This window comes from Pseudomonas sp. XK-1 (assembly GCF_038069885.1).
Taxonomy (GTDB): domain Bacteria; phylum Pseudomonadota; class Gammaproteobacteria; order Pseudomonadales; family Pseudomonadaceae; genus Aquipseudomonas.
In genome coordinates this window covers 96,957-113,391 of sequence record NZ_JBBPES010000003.1, presented here as the reverse complement: position 1 = coordinate 113,391, position 16,435 = coordinate 96,957, and the positions used below count along the sequence as shown (strand labels likewise).

General features: G+C 62.2%; 14 protein-coding genes and 2 pseudogenes. 12 read left to right on the top strand and 4 right to left on the bottom strand.

The annotated features are described in order from the left end of the window. Positions 1-47: 47 nt before the first annotated feature. Complete coding sequence (locus tag WMW70_RS08935; RefSeq protein WP_341437164.1) at positions 48-734, bottom strand: SDR family oxidoreductase; 687 nt, start codon at positions 732-734, stop codon at positions 48-50. A 281-nt stretch (positions 735-1,015) separates the two neighbouring features. On the opposite strand from WMW70_RS08935, the gene WMW70_RS08930 reads away from it, so the two are divergent. The 4 genes and pseudogenes from WMW70_RS08930 to WMW70_RS22080 form a co-directional block, all read left to right on the top strand. Next, entirely contained in the window at positions 1,016-2,362 is a 1,347-nt protein-coding gene (locus WMW70_RS08930; RefSeq protein WP_341437163.1) for an APC family permease, read from the top strand. A 154-nt stretch (positions 2,363-2,516) separates the two neighbouring features. Further along, complete coding sequence (locus tag WMW70_RS08925) at positions 2,517-3,602, top strand: extracellular solute-binding protein (protein WP_341437162.1); 1,086 nt, start codon at positions 2,517-2,519, stop codon at positions 3,600-3,602. Positions 3,603-3,608: 6 nt separating this feature from the next. Beyond that, positions 3,609-4,340 (top strand): annotated as a pseudogene (locus tag WMW70_RS08920) (PAS domain-containing protein); the annotation flags it as partial. Between the two features lie 54 nt (positions 4,341-4,394). Next, positions 4,395-4,536 (top strand): annotated as a pseudogene (locus WMW70_RS22080) (methyl-accepting chemotaxis protein); the annotation flags it as partial. Between the two features lie 69 nt (positions 4,537-4,605). Here the strand turns inward: WMW70_RS22080 and WMW70_RS08915 are convergent. Further along, entirely contained in the window at positions 4,606-6,534 is a 1,929-nt protein-coding gene (locus WMW70_RS08915) for an FUSC family protein (protein ID WP_341437160.1), read from the bottom strand. Between the two features lie 14 nt (positions 6,535-6,548). Further along, entirely contained in the window at positions 6,549-7,790 is a 1,242-nt protein-coding gene (gene tyrS, locus WMW70_RS08910; RefSeq protein ID WP_341437159.1) for a tyrosine--tRNA ligase, read from the bottom strand. A 183-nt stretch (positions 7,791-7,973) separates the two neighbouring features. On the opposite strand from tyrS, the gene WMW70_RS08905 reads away from it, so the two are divergent. The 7 genes from WMW70_RS08905 to WMW70_RS08875 all read left to right on the top strand — a co-directional run bounded on the left by WMW70_RS08905 (position 7,974) and on the right by WMW70_RS08875 (position 13,594). Further along, the gene (locus WMW70_RS08905) at positions 7,974-8,417 is read left to right on the top strand and encodes a GlcG/HbpS family heme-binding protein (protein ID WP_341437158.1); all 444 of its coding nucleotides are present in this window, start codon (positions 7,974-7,976) and stop codon (positions 8,415-8,417) included. A 152-nt stretch (positions 8,418-8,569) separates the two neighbouring features. Continuing rightward, the gene (locus tag WMW70_RS08900; RefSeq protein ID WP_341437157.1) at positions 8,570-9,868 is read left to right on the top strand and encodes an NAD(P)/FAD-dependent oxidoreductase; all 1,299 of its coding nucleotides are present in this window, start codon (positions 8,570-8,572) and stop codon (positions 9,866-9,868) included. Positions 9,869-9,903: 35 nt separating this feature from the next. Continuing rightward, the gene (locus WMW70_RS08895) at positions 9,904-10,263 is read left to right on the top strand and encodes a cupin domain-containing protein (protein WP_341437156.1); all 360 of its coding nucleotides are present in this window, start codon (positions 9,904-9,906) and stop codon (positions 10,261-10,263) included. Positions 10,264-10,324: 61 nt separating this feature from the next. Next, positions 10,325-10,972: a helix-turn-helix transcriptional regulator gene (locus WMW70_RS08890; protein ID WP_341437155.1), complete on the top strand. Its 648-nt coding sequence runs from the start codon at positions 10,325-10,327 to the stop codon at positions 10,970-10,972. A 243-nt stretch (positions 10,973-11,215) separates the two neighbouring features. Next, positions 11,216-12,037, top strand: a complete 822-nt coding sequence (locus WMW70_RS08885) for a molybdenum cofactor biosynthesis F family protein (protein ID WP_341437154.1) — start codon at positions 11,216-11,218, stop codon at positions 12,035-12,037. Then, positions 12,030-12,824 carry an SDR family NAD(P)-dependent oxidoreductase gene (locus WMW70_RS08880; protein ID WP_341437153.1) on the top strand — a complete coding sequence of 265 codons (795 nt, stop codon included), beginning with the start codon at positions 12,030-12,032 and terminating at the stop codon, positions 12,822-12,824. Before WMW70_RS08885 ends, WMW70_RS08880 begins: the two co-directional genes overlap by 8 nt. Next, a complete protein-coding gene (locus tag WMW70_RS08875; RefSeq protein WP_341437152.1) occupies positions 12,824-13,594 on the top strand; it encodes an SDR family oxidoreductase in 771 nt (256 codons plus the stop codon). The genes WMW70_RS08880 and WMW70_RS08875 overlap by 1 nt, the downstream gene beginning before the upstream one ends. Positions 13,595-13,656: 62 nt before the next feature. On the opposite strand, the gene feaR is transcribed toward WMW70_RS08875, so the two are convergent. Further along, positions 13,657-14,619 carry a transcriptional regulator FeaR gene (gene feaR, locus WMW70_RS08870; protein ID WP_341437151.1) on the bottom strand — a complete coding sequence of 321 codons (963 nt, stop codon included), beginning with the start codon at positions 14,617-14,619 and terminating at the stop codon, positions 13,657-13,659. Between the two features lie 449 nt (positions 14,620-15,068). Here feaR and WMW70_RS08865 point away from each other — a divergent pair, with 449 nt between their 5' ends. Then, positions 15,069-16,394: an alginate export family protein gene (locus WMW70_RS08865; protein WP_341437150.1), complete on the top strand. Its 1,326-nt coding sequence runs from the start codon at positions 15,069-15,071 to the stop codon at positions 16,392-16,394. The last annotated feature ends 41 nt before the right edge of the window (positions 16,395-16,435 follow it).

Here is a 16,435-nt window from a genome sequence, read left to right as displayed (position 1 = left end):
GTGGGAGGGGCTTTAGCCGCGAACTAGCGCTCAAACGGCGCAGCTGCCTACCAGGGCAGCACCTGGCCCTGATAATCGAGAAAACGGCAGCCCGGCTGGCCGGCCTCGGCCTCTATCACCGCGATCATCCCGCTGACACTGTCCTCGACGCTCAGCGGTGCATCGGCCCCCCCGAGCTCGGTACGCACCCAGCCGGGGTGCAGTGCCAGCAGTGTCACCTGGGACATGTCCGGCACCTCGCTCCAGCTGCGCAGCAGGCTGTTCAGCGCCGCCTTGCTGGCACCGTACAGTGGCATGTCCTGGGCCCGGGCCAATTCGACACTGGCCATCTGTGAACTGATAAAGGCCAGTATTCCGTCCTCGCCGATACTCGGCAGCAGGGTCTGCGCCAGGCGTACGGGGGCGATGGTGTTGCTCAGAAATAGCTGGGCAATTTCCTCGCGGCTGACCTGGCACGGATCCTGATGGGCAGGCCCGTAGATGCCGGCATTGAATAGTGCCCGATCCAGGCGGGTGCCTTGCAGGGCTTCGCCGATGTGGGCGGTGGCCTGATCGTCGTCAAGGTCGCAGAGAATCAGGCGCAATCTGGCGGCGTGGCCTTGGCTCAAGGCAAGCAGCTCGTCGCTGGGCTCACGGCGTATCACGGCATAAACCCTGGCACCGCGCGCCAGGTAGGCCCGGGTCAGACCCAGGCCCAGACCGCGGGAGGCACCGGTGATCAGGATGTTGTGCATGGCTGCTATACCCTTAGTGAAGAAGCAATTGAAGTCGATCCTATCGTCTTATTGGCCTGCCAGCAGCGCCGCTGACACGCCGGAACAAGAATGCGGCAGCCTGGTACAAGAATTCCCATGGGCGCAGTAGCACAGTGATACACGACACGGCGCGAAACCGCCGTCGCATCCATGGGCACCTTTGGGTCGGCAATGGCCCGAGCGGGAGAATAAAGAAAATGACTGATACCAACGCCCCAGGTCTTACCTCAATAACAAAATCGGCGGGGAGGGTTACCTCTATGCAGCACAAGAAGCTGGGCTTCGTGACCATGATGGCCATCTGCGTCGGCCTGGTCATCGTCCAGGGTTCGATGATCACTGCGACTCAAGGTATAGGCATCGGTGGCATGGGCTTTATCGCCGCGCTGTTCGTCGCCTTTATTCTGGCTCAGTTCAATGCCATGAGCTTTGCCGAGCTGTCGCTGATGTTTCCTCAGGAAGGCACCCTGGCGACCTATACCCAGAAGGCCATCGGCCATTTCCCAGCCATTGTCTCGGTGTTCGCCGGTTATGTAGTGGTGGCCATGCTGGCGCTGCCGGTGGAGATGTTCCTGGTCGATATCATCATCGGCGAGCTGCTGCCCGGGCTGTTCCCGCCGCTGGTGCTACCACTGCTGATCCTCGGCTTCTTCGTCGTGACCAATATTCTCGGTGCCGATGTGTTCGCCAAGGTGCAGAACCTGTTGGCCTTCATTCTGGTTTCGGCGTTGATCATCATTGGTCTGTGTGCGGTTACCGGCGCGGTCGAGCCCCATGCCGAACTGGCCGGTACGGCGGTGAGCTGGAGCTTCGAACCGGTGCTAAACGGCAGCTTCATCGGGCTGGTGGCCATGGCGCTGTGGTTGATGGTCGGCGTGGAATTCATCTGTCCGATGATCAACGAGGTGGACAATCCGCAGCGCAATATCCCGCGGGCGATGATGCTGTCGTTGTGCGCCATGCTCGGGATCTTCCTGCTGTTCGTCTACGGCGCGACCCATTACCTGAACATCGAGACCCTCACCACCTCGCCGCTGCCTTATCTGGATTACGCCAATGCGGTGTTCGGCAAGGCCGGGTTGATCATCGCCGCAATCATGGCGGTGACCGCCACCTGTAGCACGGTCAATACCGTGCTGGCCGCCGTGCCGCGCATGCTGCACGGCATGGCGACAAACGGCCAGGCCTTCCCGCAGATGAAAATCACCAGCACGCGTTTTGGCACCCCCTGGGTCGGCATCCTGTTTATGGCTGCGATCATTGCCATTCCGCTGCTGCTGATGGACATCGATTCGCTGATCCCGCTGGTGATCGCCGCTTCCACCAGCTGGTTGCTGGCCTACATAGTGGCGCATGTCGATGTGCTGGTGCTGCGTCGTCGCCTGCCGCACCTGGCGCGCCCGTTCAAGACGCCGTTCTACCCGCTGCCACAGCTCCTCGGCATCGCCGCCATGCTTTATGTGGCGCTGAACAACTCGCCATCGCCGGAGATGACCGTTCTGGTCTACAAGATCACCGGCGGCATCCTGTTGCTAGTCAGTGTGATCGCGGCGCTCTGGGTCAAACTCTACATGAAGCGCAAATTGTTTGAGCCAGACCTGGGTTGAGCTGCGCAATCCGTTTAGAAAAACGCCTCTTGTGAGGCGTTTTTTCATTGTGAGTGCATGGCAGCGGCGAGCAAGTATCCGGCAGGGTCAGGCAAGACGTTATGGCGTTATGGCGCTATTTATAACGCCATAACAACGCCAAGGGATCCGGACGATGAGAGCTCTGCTATTCGCCGTGCTTATGTTTTCCACTGCTACAGGCTATGGCCAGACGCTGCGCATCTACAACTGGAAGGATTACATCGATCCGGCGGTTCTCGCCGGCTTTCAGCGCGATACCGGTATCAGGGTCGATTACCAGACCTTCACCACCGCCCAGGAATTGGACGAGGCGCTGGACGCTGGAGCGGGTTTCGACCTGGTGACCCCTTCGCACTTTCAGCTGCAGCGCCTGATCGGTGAGGGCCGCTTGCAGGCACTGGATATCGGCAAGCTGCGCCACTACGGCAATCTGGATTCCAAATTATTGGCGTCGCTCGCAGGTTTTTCCGGCGCGGGGCGCTATGTGGTGCCTTACCTGTGGAGCACGGTCGGGCTGGTGGTCGAGCGCGAGGCCGCACAGCGGGCCCTGGGTGAGACCGCGCCATCGAGCTGGAGCTTGCTGTTCGATCCGCGCTACGCCCAGCGTCTGCAGGCGTGTGGCTTGGGCTGGCTAGACGCCCCTGAAGAGACCTTCTCGCTGTGGATGAATCTGCAGGGCAAGCGTTTGTTCGAGGCCTCGCCAACGCGTTTGGCCGTTAGCGGCGCGCAACTGGCGAGCCAGGCAGCCGCTGTGCATTCACTGAATAACGAGGCCTATATCGAGGACCTGGTCAGCGGCCGTCTGTGCGTCGCCATGGCCTGGAGTGGCCATGCCCTGCTGGCGGCGTCGCAGCGCAGCAGCCTGGAGTTTCTGGTACCGGAGGAGGGGGCCCTGCTGACGATCGACAGCTGGGCCATTCCCCGTGATGCTCAGCAAGCCGAACTGGCCTATCGCTTTATCGACTACATGCTGCAGCCGGACAACGCCCGCCTGAACACCCTGGCGACTCGCTTTTATGCGCCGCTGCGCAGTGACTTGCCGGAGATGCTGGAGCTGGCGCAGCGCGCTCCCGCTCTCGTTCCCCAGGCGAGCGAGCGCCGCCGGTTGTATTTCCTCGAACCGCTCAAGGCGGAGCAGAAACGGGTGATTGATCAGCAGTGGCTGGCGGTAAAACAGCAACAGCGTTTACGTCAGCCTTTATCAACCGAACTGGAGTAACCGCTTATGTTCTTCCGTGACAATGGGCGTGATCTTGCCGGGGAACTGTGCCAACAGATCGCCAATCTGGGTGCCGGGCTCGGGGTTATGCTTTCTGGCACGGCCTCGCTGACACGCTATCCAGAACTCGCCAAGGGCCTTGAGCAGTTGGCCGGGCTTATGCACCAGGCCTGGGATGAGACGACAGGGCTGCGTGAGCAGGTGCAGCGGCTGACCGAGGAACGTGATCAAGCATTGGCCCGGGAGCTGCAGCTGCGCGGCGAGTTGCAACATCAGCAGATGACCCTGGATAGCGTTCAGGCCCAGCTCTACGAGCAGCAGGAAGCGTTGAGCAAGTGCGAGCTGGAGTCGCGGATATGGGAAATTGCTCAGTCCACGTTGACCGAAGGCTACTGGGATTTCACCGTGGTCAACGGCAATATCGACGACCCGCGCAGCATGATGCGGATCTCCAACCAGTTTCGCGTGCTGATGGGTTACAACCGTGATGAGTTGCCCGATGGCTTGGAGAGCCAAGCCGGCATTATCCATCCTGATCACTTGGGGGGCGTCGCCAAGCTCTTCGAGCGAGAGATTGTCGATCCAGCCGGCAGTGGTGAATACGTGATCGAGTACCTCATGCGCCACAAGGCTCGCGGCTATATCTGGTGCCGGGAGCGTGGCCGCGCGGTGCGTGATGAAAAGGGGCTGCTCTATCGGGTGATCGGGGCGGTGCGCGACATCTCCGATGAGCGTAATGCCCAGGCGGCCCATGAACAGATGTTGCAACACAACCAGGACACCTATGGGCAGATCGCCCAGGTGGTCAGCGTGATCAAGGGCATTGCAGAACAGACCAACCTGCTTGCGTTGAACGCGGCCATTGAGGCGGCCCGGGCGGGCGAGGTGGGGCGCGGGTTTTCGGTGGTTGCCGATGAGGTGAAGAAGCTGGCGCAGAGCACGCGCCAGGCGACCCAGGAGATCCAATCCATGCTCGGCGGTGCCCAGGCCCGTACGCAGTAGGTCAATGTGCTGAGTTGACGCCTGGGTGTTGCGCCAGCAGCGTGCTGCGGCTGGCCAGCAAGGCATGGGCCAGTGTCTGCAGCGTCACCGTCAGCCAGCGGTCGCGGCTGTCCTCTGCCAGGTGCAGAAGAAACTCAGCGGTCGCCTGCGGCTGACGCTCGAAGTCCGCCAGCCTGGCGATGGCTTCCTGATAGATGGCCCGGTGGCCGGGCTGCTGGCCCAGGTGGTGCAGATCGATGATCGACTGCCCCAGGTTGAGCAACGACAGCAGGCCGGCTGGCGGCGTAGTACTGGAGTGCGTGTCGGTCCCCATATGCGCCAGCAGACGCAGAATCCGGCGGCCGGCCAGGGCCAGCCAGCGTTCCCGGCTCAGGGCGTTGGTGTCGCGCATTAGGGTTCGAATATCCCCGAGGATGGCCGCCGTGGTCAGGCGCAGCGCGCGTTGCACGGTGCGCGGAAAGAGTAGAAAACCGCAGCCGACCAGGCCCGCCCCGAGCAGCAGCGCCAATGAGCTGCTGATGATTGCGCCGCTGCTGGCCACCGGCATACCGGCCTGGCTGGCCAGCATAAAGCACATATTGGCGTCGATTGCCGGCACGGCGAAGCGGCGGCTGGCGCGCAGAATGCCGCCGACCAGCAGGAACGGCAGCAGGGTCACTACTAGCTCCAGCATGCCGTCCACGTGGGGTTGCACGGTGAAGCGGTAGAGTGTGGCCCCTGTCACGCCGGCCAGCACGCCCAGCAACATGTGCGGGGCATGCTTCTGCGGTTGGGCCATGGAGCCCAGCAACATCGAAAAGATGCACACGCCGAGTATCGCCAGCTCCGTTGCCTGGCTTGGGTAGGCCTGGGCCAGAAAGGCACAGGCCAGTGCCGCGCCGCCAGTGGTCGCAGCGGTGCGCAAGGCCAGCCGCCAGTCGCGATCAGGCACCAGTGCCGGTGCCGCGTGCGCCTCAGCAGACGCTGGTGATGCCGCCGGAGCCAGCTGGGCGGCGGCTTGGCACAGTTGCTCCAGGGCCTGCTCCAGACGGGCGAGGCGTCTGGGCGGCAGGTTCTCGGGTGGGGCGGGCAGAATGCTGCCGGCCGGCTCATCGCTGCGCAGCCGCTCGGCAACCTGTTGCAGACGCCTGGCCAGCGCCGCCGCGGCTTGGGCTTCGGGGCGTAGGTGGCTGCCCATGGCCTGGCCGGCCGCCATGATATTGAGCGAGGCCAGGAGCAGTTGGTCGATATGGCGCAGGTTGCGGTAACCACGCAACGACCCGGCAGAGATGGGCCGCGCTGCGCTGTCTATGTCGCTAAGCGCCTTGAGGATGCGCAGTTCGGTGGCCGGATCGGTGTTGCCGGTCAGACTCTGTGCGGCAAAGTCGACGGCATCCGCCGCCAGGGCTCGGGCCCGGCGATAGAAATCCCCGCGGCGGGTCTTGGGGGTGAACAGCCACAGCACCAGAGTCACCGCCAGCACCCCGATCAGCGTGCATTCAACCCGCGCCAAGGCCAGTGCCCAGCTGTCCTGCGGACTCAGGGCCGAGGGGATGACCACCACCGCTGCGGTCATCCCGGCCATCAGCCAGGCATAGGCCGAGGTGCCACGCAGCAGGTGGGTCATGCCCGCGCACATGGCGATCACAGCGGCGAGCAGTATCAGCTGCAGCAGGGATGAGTCCTGCGTGAGTACCATGAAGCCGGCCAGTGCGCCGAGCAAGGTACCGAGCAGCCGATAGAGCGCGCGTTCCAGCAGTAATCCCCGTGAGGGTTGCGCCACCACCCAGATGGGCATGGCGGCCCAATAGGCATTCTGCACATGGAGCAGGGCGGCGATGCTGAATGCCAACCAGGCCGCCAGCGCCAGGCGGGCAGCTTGGGCTGCGCCGGCCTCATCGAAGCCGAGCCAGCGGGTAAAGGCGGCTAGCAGGCTGCTCTGGGATCGCACTGGATGCTCGATGATCAGTCCTCCAGCTGGATGCGGTAGTGGCGCTTCTTGCCCAGGCTGAGCAGCCAGCTGTCGCGGCCTGCGGGCAAGGCCAGGTCGGCATCGACGACTGTCTCACCGTCCAGGCGCAGGCCACCGCCAGCGGCCAGACGGCGAGTGGCTCCGCGGGAGGGCTGCAGTTCATGCTGCTCCAGCAGTTCGGTCAGCGAGTAGCCGGCGGCGAGCTTGGATCTGCACACACTGAGGGTGGTCAATCCCTGCAACTCATCGCCCTGGGCGAACAGCCCCTGGGCGGTGGCCTCGGCCAGCTGCGCGGCTTCTTCGCCATGCACCAGGGCCGTTACGGCGGAGGCCAGGCGCACCTTGGCGGCATTCAGTTGCACGCCTTCGGCTTGGGCTAGCTGGGTGATTTCAGCCAGCGGCAACTCGGTGAACAGCGCCAGGAAGCGGCCGACGTCACGGTCGTCGCAGTTGCGCCAGAACTGCCAGAAATCGAAGGGGGAGAGGCGCTGCGGGTTGAGCCAGATAGCGCCCTGGGCAGATTTGCCCATCTTGCGCCCGTCGCTGGTGGTGAGCAGCGGCATGGTCAGGCCGAACAGCTGCCGGCCATCCTGACGCCTGGCCAGTTCGACACCGTTGATGATGTTGGCCCACTGGTCTGCGCCACCGAGCTGCACGCTGCAGCCATGCCGTTTGGCCAGTTCGGTGAAGTCATGGGCCTGTAGCAGGGTGTAGCCGAACTCCTGAAACGACAGCGAATGCTCGCGATCCAGGCGCTGGCGCACGGCGTCGAAGGTCAGCAGGCGGTTGATGGAAAAGTGCCGACCCACCTGGTTGAGAAACTGCAGGTAGCCAATGCCGTCCAGCCAGTCGGCGTTGTCCACCACCAGACCGTCATTGCCGGTCGGGCCCATATGCACGAAGCGGGCGAAGGTCTCGCAGATGCCGGCGATATTGTGCTGGATCTGCGCCTCACTGAGCATCGGCCGGCTCTCGTCGCGAAAGCTCGGGTCGCCGATGCGCGTGGTCGCGCCGCCGATCAGCAGGATCGGGCGATGGCCAAAGCGTTGCAGCCAGCGCATCACCATCAGCCCCTGCAGATGGCCGACATGCAGGCTGTCGGCGGTGGCATCGAAGCCCAGGTAAATGGTCGCGCAGCCCTGCTGCAGGTGCTCGCGCAAGCCGTCGAGATCGGTGCTCTGGTGGATAAAACCGCGTTCCTGGAGGAACTGGATGGGGTCTTGTGGGGTGTTCATGGAAGTCTCCTGGTTGGTGGTGCCCGAGGAGACAGAAATCCCATGGATCCGATCCGCCTCAGGCGGATCGGTATGCACACGGCTACCGCCCGCTGGGTGAGAGCCGGTAGCTGTAATATGAGAGATTATTCGTTAATGTATTCATGATTTGGATTCTATCCATTACATCTTGGGAGTCAAGCCATGTCCCGGTGGTTACACACGCAGACCAGCATTTCTCTTGCGCTGGCTATGCAGGCACTGCAGGCCGCGCTGAACGAGGCCGAGTCGCTGGAGGTGAAGGTCAGTATTGCGATCCTCGACGCTGCGGGGAATCTGCTGCATATGGCCCATATGGATGGCGCACCAGGCCTGAGTAGGGAGATTGCCCGACGCAAGGCCGCCACTGCAGTCGCTTTTGGTGTGCCCACCGCGGCCTGGGAGGAGCGCTTGCAACAGTGTTCGCCAGCGGTACGTCAGGGATTGCCGTTGCAGGAAGGGCTTGCACTTTTCGGCGGAGGAGAGCCGTTCCTGGTTTTCGGCTGCGTAGCCGGGGGCATCGGTGTATCGGGCGCTTCAGAGCAATTGGACACTCAATGCGCGCAGGCCGCCGTGCGCTGTGTGGAAGGACTGCTGGCAAGCAATTGAAATTATCGTGGCACTAGCAGTCAAGGGATGGGCAGTCTTGGACAAGACCCGGGCTTATACCTAAGTTCTTAATAGGGGCAAGCAGAGTGTTGCGCTGGATGCCACCGCTACCCCAGCGAGCATCGCTCCATTGAAATATAAGGTCGCCGCATATGATCAATATCGAAACGCCCACCTACTACACAGCCACCAAGAAATACGACCTCAGCTTCCCCATGCTGGAGGCGGACATCGAGGCCGACGTTGTGGTGATAGGGGGGGGCTTCTCCGGTATCAATACCGCGCTGGAGCTGGCGGAGAAGGGCATTACCAACATCGTCGTGCTGGAAGGGCGCTACCTCGGCTTCGGCGGCACCGGTCGCAACGGCGGGCAGATCATGGCGGGTATCGGCCATGACCTGGAAAAGATTCGCAAGGATGTCGGCGAAGAGGGCCTGCGCGCGATCTTCGAGATCAGCGATCAGGGTGCCGAGATCATCAAGAGTCGGATCGAGAAGTACGACATAGACGCCGACTTCTGCCACGGTTACGGCTACATGGGCTTCAACGCCCGCCAGGAGAAGACTCTGGCGGCCTGGGAGAAGGAATTCAAGGCGCTCAGCCCGCAGCATGAAATCCGTCTGCTGGTGGGGTCCGAGGTCAAACAGATCATCGGCTCCGACGCCTACAGCAGCGCGCTACTGCATATGGGGGCGGGCCATGTGCACTCGCTCAACCTGCTGCTGGGCGAAGCCAAGGCGCTGGCCAGCCATGGGGTGAAGATCTTCGAGTACAGCCCCGCTCTGGAAGTGACCTATGGCGAGCGCGTCACCGTGCGCACGGCCAAGGGCTCGGTCAAGGCCAGCAAGCTGCTGTGGGCCTGCGACAGCTTCCTCAACAAGCTGGAGCCGGAGCTGCACAAGACCACCATCAACACCTTCGCCTTCCAGATGATGACCGAGCCGCTGTCGGATGAGCTGGTCGAGCGCATCAGCCCGATCCGCGGGGCTTACAGCGATATCCGTCCGGTCATCGATTATTACCGGGTGACCAGAGAGAACCGCCTGCTGTTTGGCTCGGCGACGCCTCTGGTTGAGCATATCCCCGGCGATCTCAAGGCCTGGAACCGCAACTTGATGCTGAAGATTTTCCCCTACCTCAAGGACGTGAAGATCGACCTGGCCTGGGGCGGCCCGATGGCCTGCAGCCCCAACCTGTTTCCCCAACTCGGCTCGCTGCCGCAGCACCCGAATGTGTTCTTCGTACAGGGCTATTCCGGCTTTGGCGTCACCCCCAGCCACATCATCTGCAAGGTACTGGCCGAGGGCATGAGCGAGGGGTCGGCGCGTTACGACCTGATCAGCTCGGTACGGCGCAGCCAGGTGTTCGGTAAAGACCAGATCCGTCCGCTGCTGCTCACCGCCGGCAAGTCCTGGCATCAGCTGTCCGGCTACTGGACCGGCCGGCGCTGATTTATCCACTCACTGCATTTTCAGAGGAAAGGCATATGACACCTATCAAGCAAGGCACCACCCTCACCGAACTGGACGCATGGGGCACCGTGGCCGACCTGGGTTCGGAAATCCTTGAAGGCGAGGGCAAGGCCTTCGGCAAGATGACCTTCGGCGGCCCGACCGATGCGGTAAGCGCCGGCTATTTTGCTGTGACCAAAAGCAAATTCCGTATGGTCTACCCGTTCAATGAGCAGGCCACCGTGGTGTTCGGCGAAGTCATCCTGACCGACGAAGGCACCGGCCAGAGCACCCGCTACAAGGCCGGCGACAGCTGGTTCGTAACCAAGGGCACCTCGGTGCTCTGGGAAGTACTCAGCGACAGCTTCACCAAGCACTATATGGCGGCTGTGTAATTTCTCCGCCCGGCCCCTGTCAGCTTCCGTGGCTGTCAGGGGCAAACCGAGTGTTCTTCCTATGCAAAGTACGGAACTGGGGCAGCGTTGCCTGAACACCTTCACTCAGCTGATACCGGCTTCCGGTTGCGTGTTTTACCGCATCGCCGCGCAGCTTGAACCGCACGACTTCCTGCTGCAGAAGATGCACTCGGACATGCATGAGCGCTATCTGTCGCAGTACCGGCGAGTTGACCCTTTGCAACCACGCAACTGTCAATTGACCGGCCACAGTGTGGTGCCGCTGCGCCTGGGCATGAGTGCGCAGGATGACCTCTCCAATCGCCGCTATGACGGTTTCCTCCAGAGCTATGGAGTCGTCGATGTCGTCGAGGTACTGGCCTTCGAGCAGGGGCGTCCAGTAGCCGGAATCTCGCTGTTGAGAGGGTGTGATCTAGGCGTGTTCGGGCCGCATGAGCTGGAGCAATTACAAGCTCTGCAAGGCATGTTCGAGCTCGCCGTGGCCCCGCGACTATCTTCTACCCCAACCTTGCAGCTGACTTCGCGGGAATGGCAGGTGGCGGAGCTGCTGCGGGCCGGTCGCAGCAACAAGGAGATCGCACGCCAGCTCGGCGTCGGCCTGCCTACCATCAAGACTCATCTGATCAACCTGTTTCGCAAGGTAGCCGTCAGCAACCGCACCGAGCTGGTGGCGACACTTTTTCTCTGAGTCTCTCACTGCGTAATGCCGTCGCTGCCCTGTCAGCTAGGTGCAACGCCGCGGTATCGGCCTATCGACGTCCTCCACCCGGCTGATTACATGCAGATCAGCGGATTTCCGTGCAGCGAAACGGCAGAGGGTTAGGCAGGTCATCAATCGCGAACTATAACGTCTTCTCAACCATCTGGTTGATAGTCCAGCGACGTCCTAGAGCGCACCATCCAAGCTCCACTCACCACTCGAGATACCCCCATGAGCACAAAATCCGATTGGATCACCGTAGGTGCCTTGGCCGATGGTTTTGCCCCGGCCGCGTTCATTCTGCCGAACCTGGCTGATCTTGCAGGCAAGAGTTTCACCCTGAACTTCGCCAACGGCTGGCAGATCACCCACCAGTTCGAGGCCGAGCGCCTGAGCTGGGTTGCCGCCGATGGCCACTCGCAAGGCAGTGCCCCCTATCGCGCTACTTCGGTACGCCCCGGCATCTACCTGGTGGACTTCCTGAAAAACGAAAATGGCCAGGACTGGTCCATCAGCCTGGTGCTGGATATCGACAGCGCCTCTTTTACCGCGGTGATCGGACGTCTGCCCGTCGAGCAGACCACCCACGAAGGGCTTTACCACCGTGCATTGGCCGGCAAGCAACTGACCGGCGTGGAAGCCGAGTTTTTTCACGGCAGTCTGGATAAGCCGTGGCAAGAGGGTGCCTGCCCCCATGCGCTGACACACGAACTGGTCGGCCTGCGTAACCTGTATCGCTACAGCCCGACGGAGGTGTACGAGCACATCTACCTCAACGAGAACTTCTACAGCTGGCAGTGCATCAAGGGCGTAGAAGCCGGCCTGTGCGACACCGACCGCTGCCACTACTACAAGATCGCAGATGAGCTGTACCTATTCGTCTGGCGCGAGAAGATCGTACCGACCCTCGGCCTGGTGATGATCGACATGGCCAACCACCGCAGCGATGGCAAGATCTTCGGTTATGCCGGTGGCGGTTTCGACGAGCTGTCCAACTTCCCGGTTGCGTCCTATTGCAGCGTGCTGAACCGCACCGAGTACCCCGATGAGTGAACCGAAGACCATCGTCATCACCGGTGCCGGCACGGGCATCGGCGAGGCCTGCGCGCGGCGCTTGGCTCGCGAAGGTCACAACCTGGTACTGATCGGTCGCCGCCGCCAGCCGCTGGAACGGGTCGCCGGGCAAACCGGCGGCCTGGTGCTGGTCGGCGATGCGGCCAGCGGTGCGGCCTGGAGCGGCTTCATCGACGAGATTCGTGCCCGCTTCGGCGGTATCGATGCACTGCTGGCCTGTGCCGGCGGCCATGGCCTGGGTACGGCCACCGAGACCTCGGACGAGGTCTGGCAGGGGGCGATGCGCAGCAATCTCGACAGCGCCTTCCACAGCGCACGTGCCTGCCTGCCGCTGCTGATCGAGCGGCGTGGCAGCATTGTCCTGCTTGGTTCCATCGCCTCGCTGGCCGCTGGCCCGCAGGTGTGCGGCTATACCACCGCCAAGCACGCGCTGATCGGCCTCAACCGCTCCCTGGCGCGGGACTATGGCCCCCTGGGGGTGAGGGTCAACTGCCTGTGCCCCGGCTGGGTGCGCACGCCGATGGCCGATGAGGAAATGCAGCCGTTGATGCAGCATTTCGGCGATGACCTCGACGCCGCCTACGCCCGGGTGACCGCCGAGGTGCCGCTGCGTCGCCCGGCCAGCGCCGAGGAGATCGCCAGCGTCTGCCGTTTCCTGATCAGCGACGAGGCTTCGATCATTACCGGTGCCAGCATCGTCGCCGATGGCGGCTCCAGCATCGTCGACGTACCGACCCTGGTTTACGACCGATTGGGAGGTGCCTGATGGCCACAAGGTTCGATTTCGCCGGCCAGACCGTGCTGGTCACCGGCGGTGCCCAGGGCATCGGCCGAGGCATTGTCGAGGGCTTCGCCGCCAGCGGGGCCAGGGTACTGATTGCCGACCTGCAGCTGGAGCCCGCGCAAGCGCTGGCAAGCGAGCTGCAGGGCAGAGGCTGCGAGGCGCAGGCGCTGGGAATCGATCTGGCCGACGAGGCGGCCATCGCCACTTTGCTGGCCGGGCTAGAGCGTCTCGATATCCTGGTGCACAACGCCGGTTACTTTCCGTTGACGCCATTCACCGAGATTACCCCGGCGATTCTGCAGCGCACCCTGGCGGTGAATCTCAGTGCGCTGTTCTGGCTGACCCAGGGCGCGCTGCCGTTGTTCGAACGCCAGGGCAGGGGGTGCGTGCTGGTCACCTCTTCGGTCACCGGGCCGCGGGTGGCCTACCCGGGGCTGAGTCACTACGCGGCATCCAAGGCTGGGGTCAATGGCTTTATCCGCAGCGCCGCGCTGGAATTGGCCAAGCGCAAGGTACGAGTCAATGGGGTCGAGCCGGGCATGATCCGCACCCCGGCCATGGGCAATCTGGGCGATGGCGCGCACAGCGCCGACATCGCCCGTGGCGTGCCGCTGGGCCGTCTTGGCGAGCCCGAGGATATCGCCGCCGCCATGCTGTTTCTCGCGTCGGACGCGGCCAGCTATATCACCGGCCAGACCATCATCGTCGACGGCGGCGCGACGCTGCCGGAAACTCAGGCGGCACTGGGCTGAATCACCCGCTGGCGGTAATCGAAAGCCCTGGATGACCTGAGCATCCGGGGCTTTCGAATTGCTCAATGCGCTGAACCGGGCCAATCGATAAAGGCTCCGGCCCGGTAATCCTTGGGCGATTGCTCGAACTGTTTCTTGAACGCGCGGCTGAAGTGCGCCGAATCCGTGAAGCCCCACTTATAGGCGATGGCAGTGATCGACTCGCGCTTGAGGTGGGGGTTGCTCAGGTCGCTGGCGCTGCGCTGCAGGCGAGTGCGCTGGATATAGCGGCAGACGCTGTCACCCTGTTCTTCGAACAGCCGGTAGAGCTGGCGTACGGAAATGTGCAGGCGGTTGGCTAGAGTCACGGGGTTCAGGTTGGGCTGGGTCAACGATTCTTCGATCAACTGCTGGGCCTGGCGGCGCAGGCTGTTGCCCGCTATCGAATCGGCGATCTCCGCCTGGCGTTCACGCTGCTCCAGCGCCGGGCCGAGCAGGCTGGTGAAGGCCGACAACATGGCTTCGGTCTCATTGTTGTCGGTTTGTGTACCTTCCTCGTTCATGTACAGCTGATCGACCAGCAAGCGCAACATGCGACCGCTGGTGCAATGGGCAGAAGCCTTGCCGAATAGCGGGCGAGGGCACCTGAAGGACTTCAGCACCTCCTGGCGTGGCAGATGCAGTGAGACGTGCTCGATCAGGCCGAGGGGGGTGATCTCGCAGGTGCCCACCGAGTCCATCAGCACTAGGTCGCCGGGGCTGAGGTGCAGGGTCACGCCATTCTGGGCAATCCGCGAACAGCCACTGCGTTGGCTGACCAGAAAGCAGTAGCGGTCATCGTCGCGGCCCGTTTTGGCATTACGCGATATCAACCCGGCGTTGGTCTTCAGGTGCGCCAGGGTCAGGCCGGCGTGTTCCTTGGCGCAGACATCGCCGATGAACAGCGTGCTGTTGAAGGTCAGCTTGGTTTCATAGTTGCCGCAAACCGATTGCATCGAACGTTGCCAGTTCTCGAGGGTGCTGTGCGTGACGTGCTGTGCGTGCATGGCAATCTCCGGATATCGTTAACATGTTACCAAACGAAGCAGGATGGCTTTCGTTAATATGTTAAGCACATTCCGTGCCGCTGCTTCCCATGCTTTTCAGCGTCGAGGTTTGAGGGCATCTACATCGGGCTTTTCAGGCAGGTTTGCTGCGCTCGGAAGGGAACACCAAGCGCATCCATTCGGTGCGTAATCTGTTACCAATGCCTCCATTGCGCGCACCTTAAGTTGCTTGCGCGTTGGCGCAGTCGGTCAAGCATATTGGCAAGTGTGGACAAGCATTGCTTGTCCCGGGTCGTCCCTAATTAGCTTGTCATCGTTAGCCGTAGTCGAGGACCCCGGGGAGGGTGCTAGAGCCGGCGGCGGCGATGGTGGTGTCCCGCCTAGCGGGGCAGATACCTCGATGGCCGTCATGTCCTGCGGTCTGGTCAGAACAACAAGGGGAGCATCCCATGCACCAAGAACGTCGTTGTCTATCCATTTCCAAAGCCGTGTGCCTAGCCGTCGCAGCCCTTGCTGCCGGTCAGTCCCAGGCCTATGAGTTCTATAACCAGGGCGAGACGAAGCTGAACGCAGACTTCCTCGCGGTATATGGTTGGTTCAACAGCCGCAAGAGCTATGACGGCAGCAGCGGCGGTGCCAGCTGGCGCGAGGGCTTTGCCAAGTACGGGGTCAGCGCCGAGCAGGGCCTGGCGGGTAATGGCAAGGCCTACGGCGCGCTCAACTGGGTCAGTTCCGGTACCTGGGGCGAAGGCGACGCTGCCGGCCTAAGCGACGGCTCCGAACGCACTACCAAGATCGAGGATGCCTACCTGGGTTGGCGCTCCGGTAATTTGCTGCCGGCCTTGGGCGAGGACGGCCTGGATATCTCCTTCGGCCGCCAGGTGGTGACCATTGGCGATGGTTTTATCATCAACGACGATGGCCTGAATTTTGGCAAGGGCGTGGCGGACGGCGAGTTGAATCGCGGTGGTGGCTACTACCTGGCGGCGCGGCGTGCCTTCGACCAGACCGCGGTGGTGCGCATCGGCGGCCAGGAAGGGCTGCATGGCGACATGATGTGGTTGAAATCGGATAATCGCGCCCAGGCCAAAACCGAATTAGCCGCGGCTACGCTGGCGTACACGGCCGAACCGGGAACCCTGGCCATGACCTATATCCATGGCCTGGATGTGGATGATGCCTATGCCAGCGAATTCCAGCAGCAGCGCGATGGCATGGATATCTACAGCCTGCGCGGAGCGGGCAATGCCGGTATCGAAAATGCCAACTTCGCCTTCGAATACGCCTGGCAGGACAAGGACGCGGGGGCGGAGAAAGCCTGGTACGCCGAAGCGGGTTACACCTTTGCCGACATCGCCTGGTCGCCCAACCTGACCTACCGCTACAGCCGCTACTCGGAAGGCTGGGACTCGATGTTTAACGGTTTTAATCGCGGTTACGGCACCTGGTTCCAGGGTGAGGTGGCAGCCAACTATGCAGGCCCCTTCAACAGCAACACCGCTATCCATCATGTCGGCTTCAAGGTCAACCCACTGGAAACGCTGACCTTGGGAGCGCTGTACTTCGATTTCGATACGCTGGACACCCGCGACAACCTGAATATGGGCGGGCGCGAGCTGGATCTGTACGCCGAGTGGGTCGTCAGCGACAATCTGATCATCAATCCGCTGATCGGGCTTTATCAGCCGGACAAGAGCCTGGATAACGGTGGCCTGCAAGGAGGGGGCAACGGCACCAACGTTTATAGCCAGTTGGTTGTAGTCGTACCTTTCTGAAGCCGAGTCTTCCTGCTTGGATTCCCCCAGCCCGCGGCAAG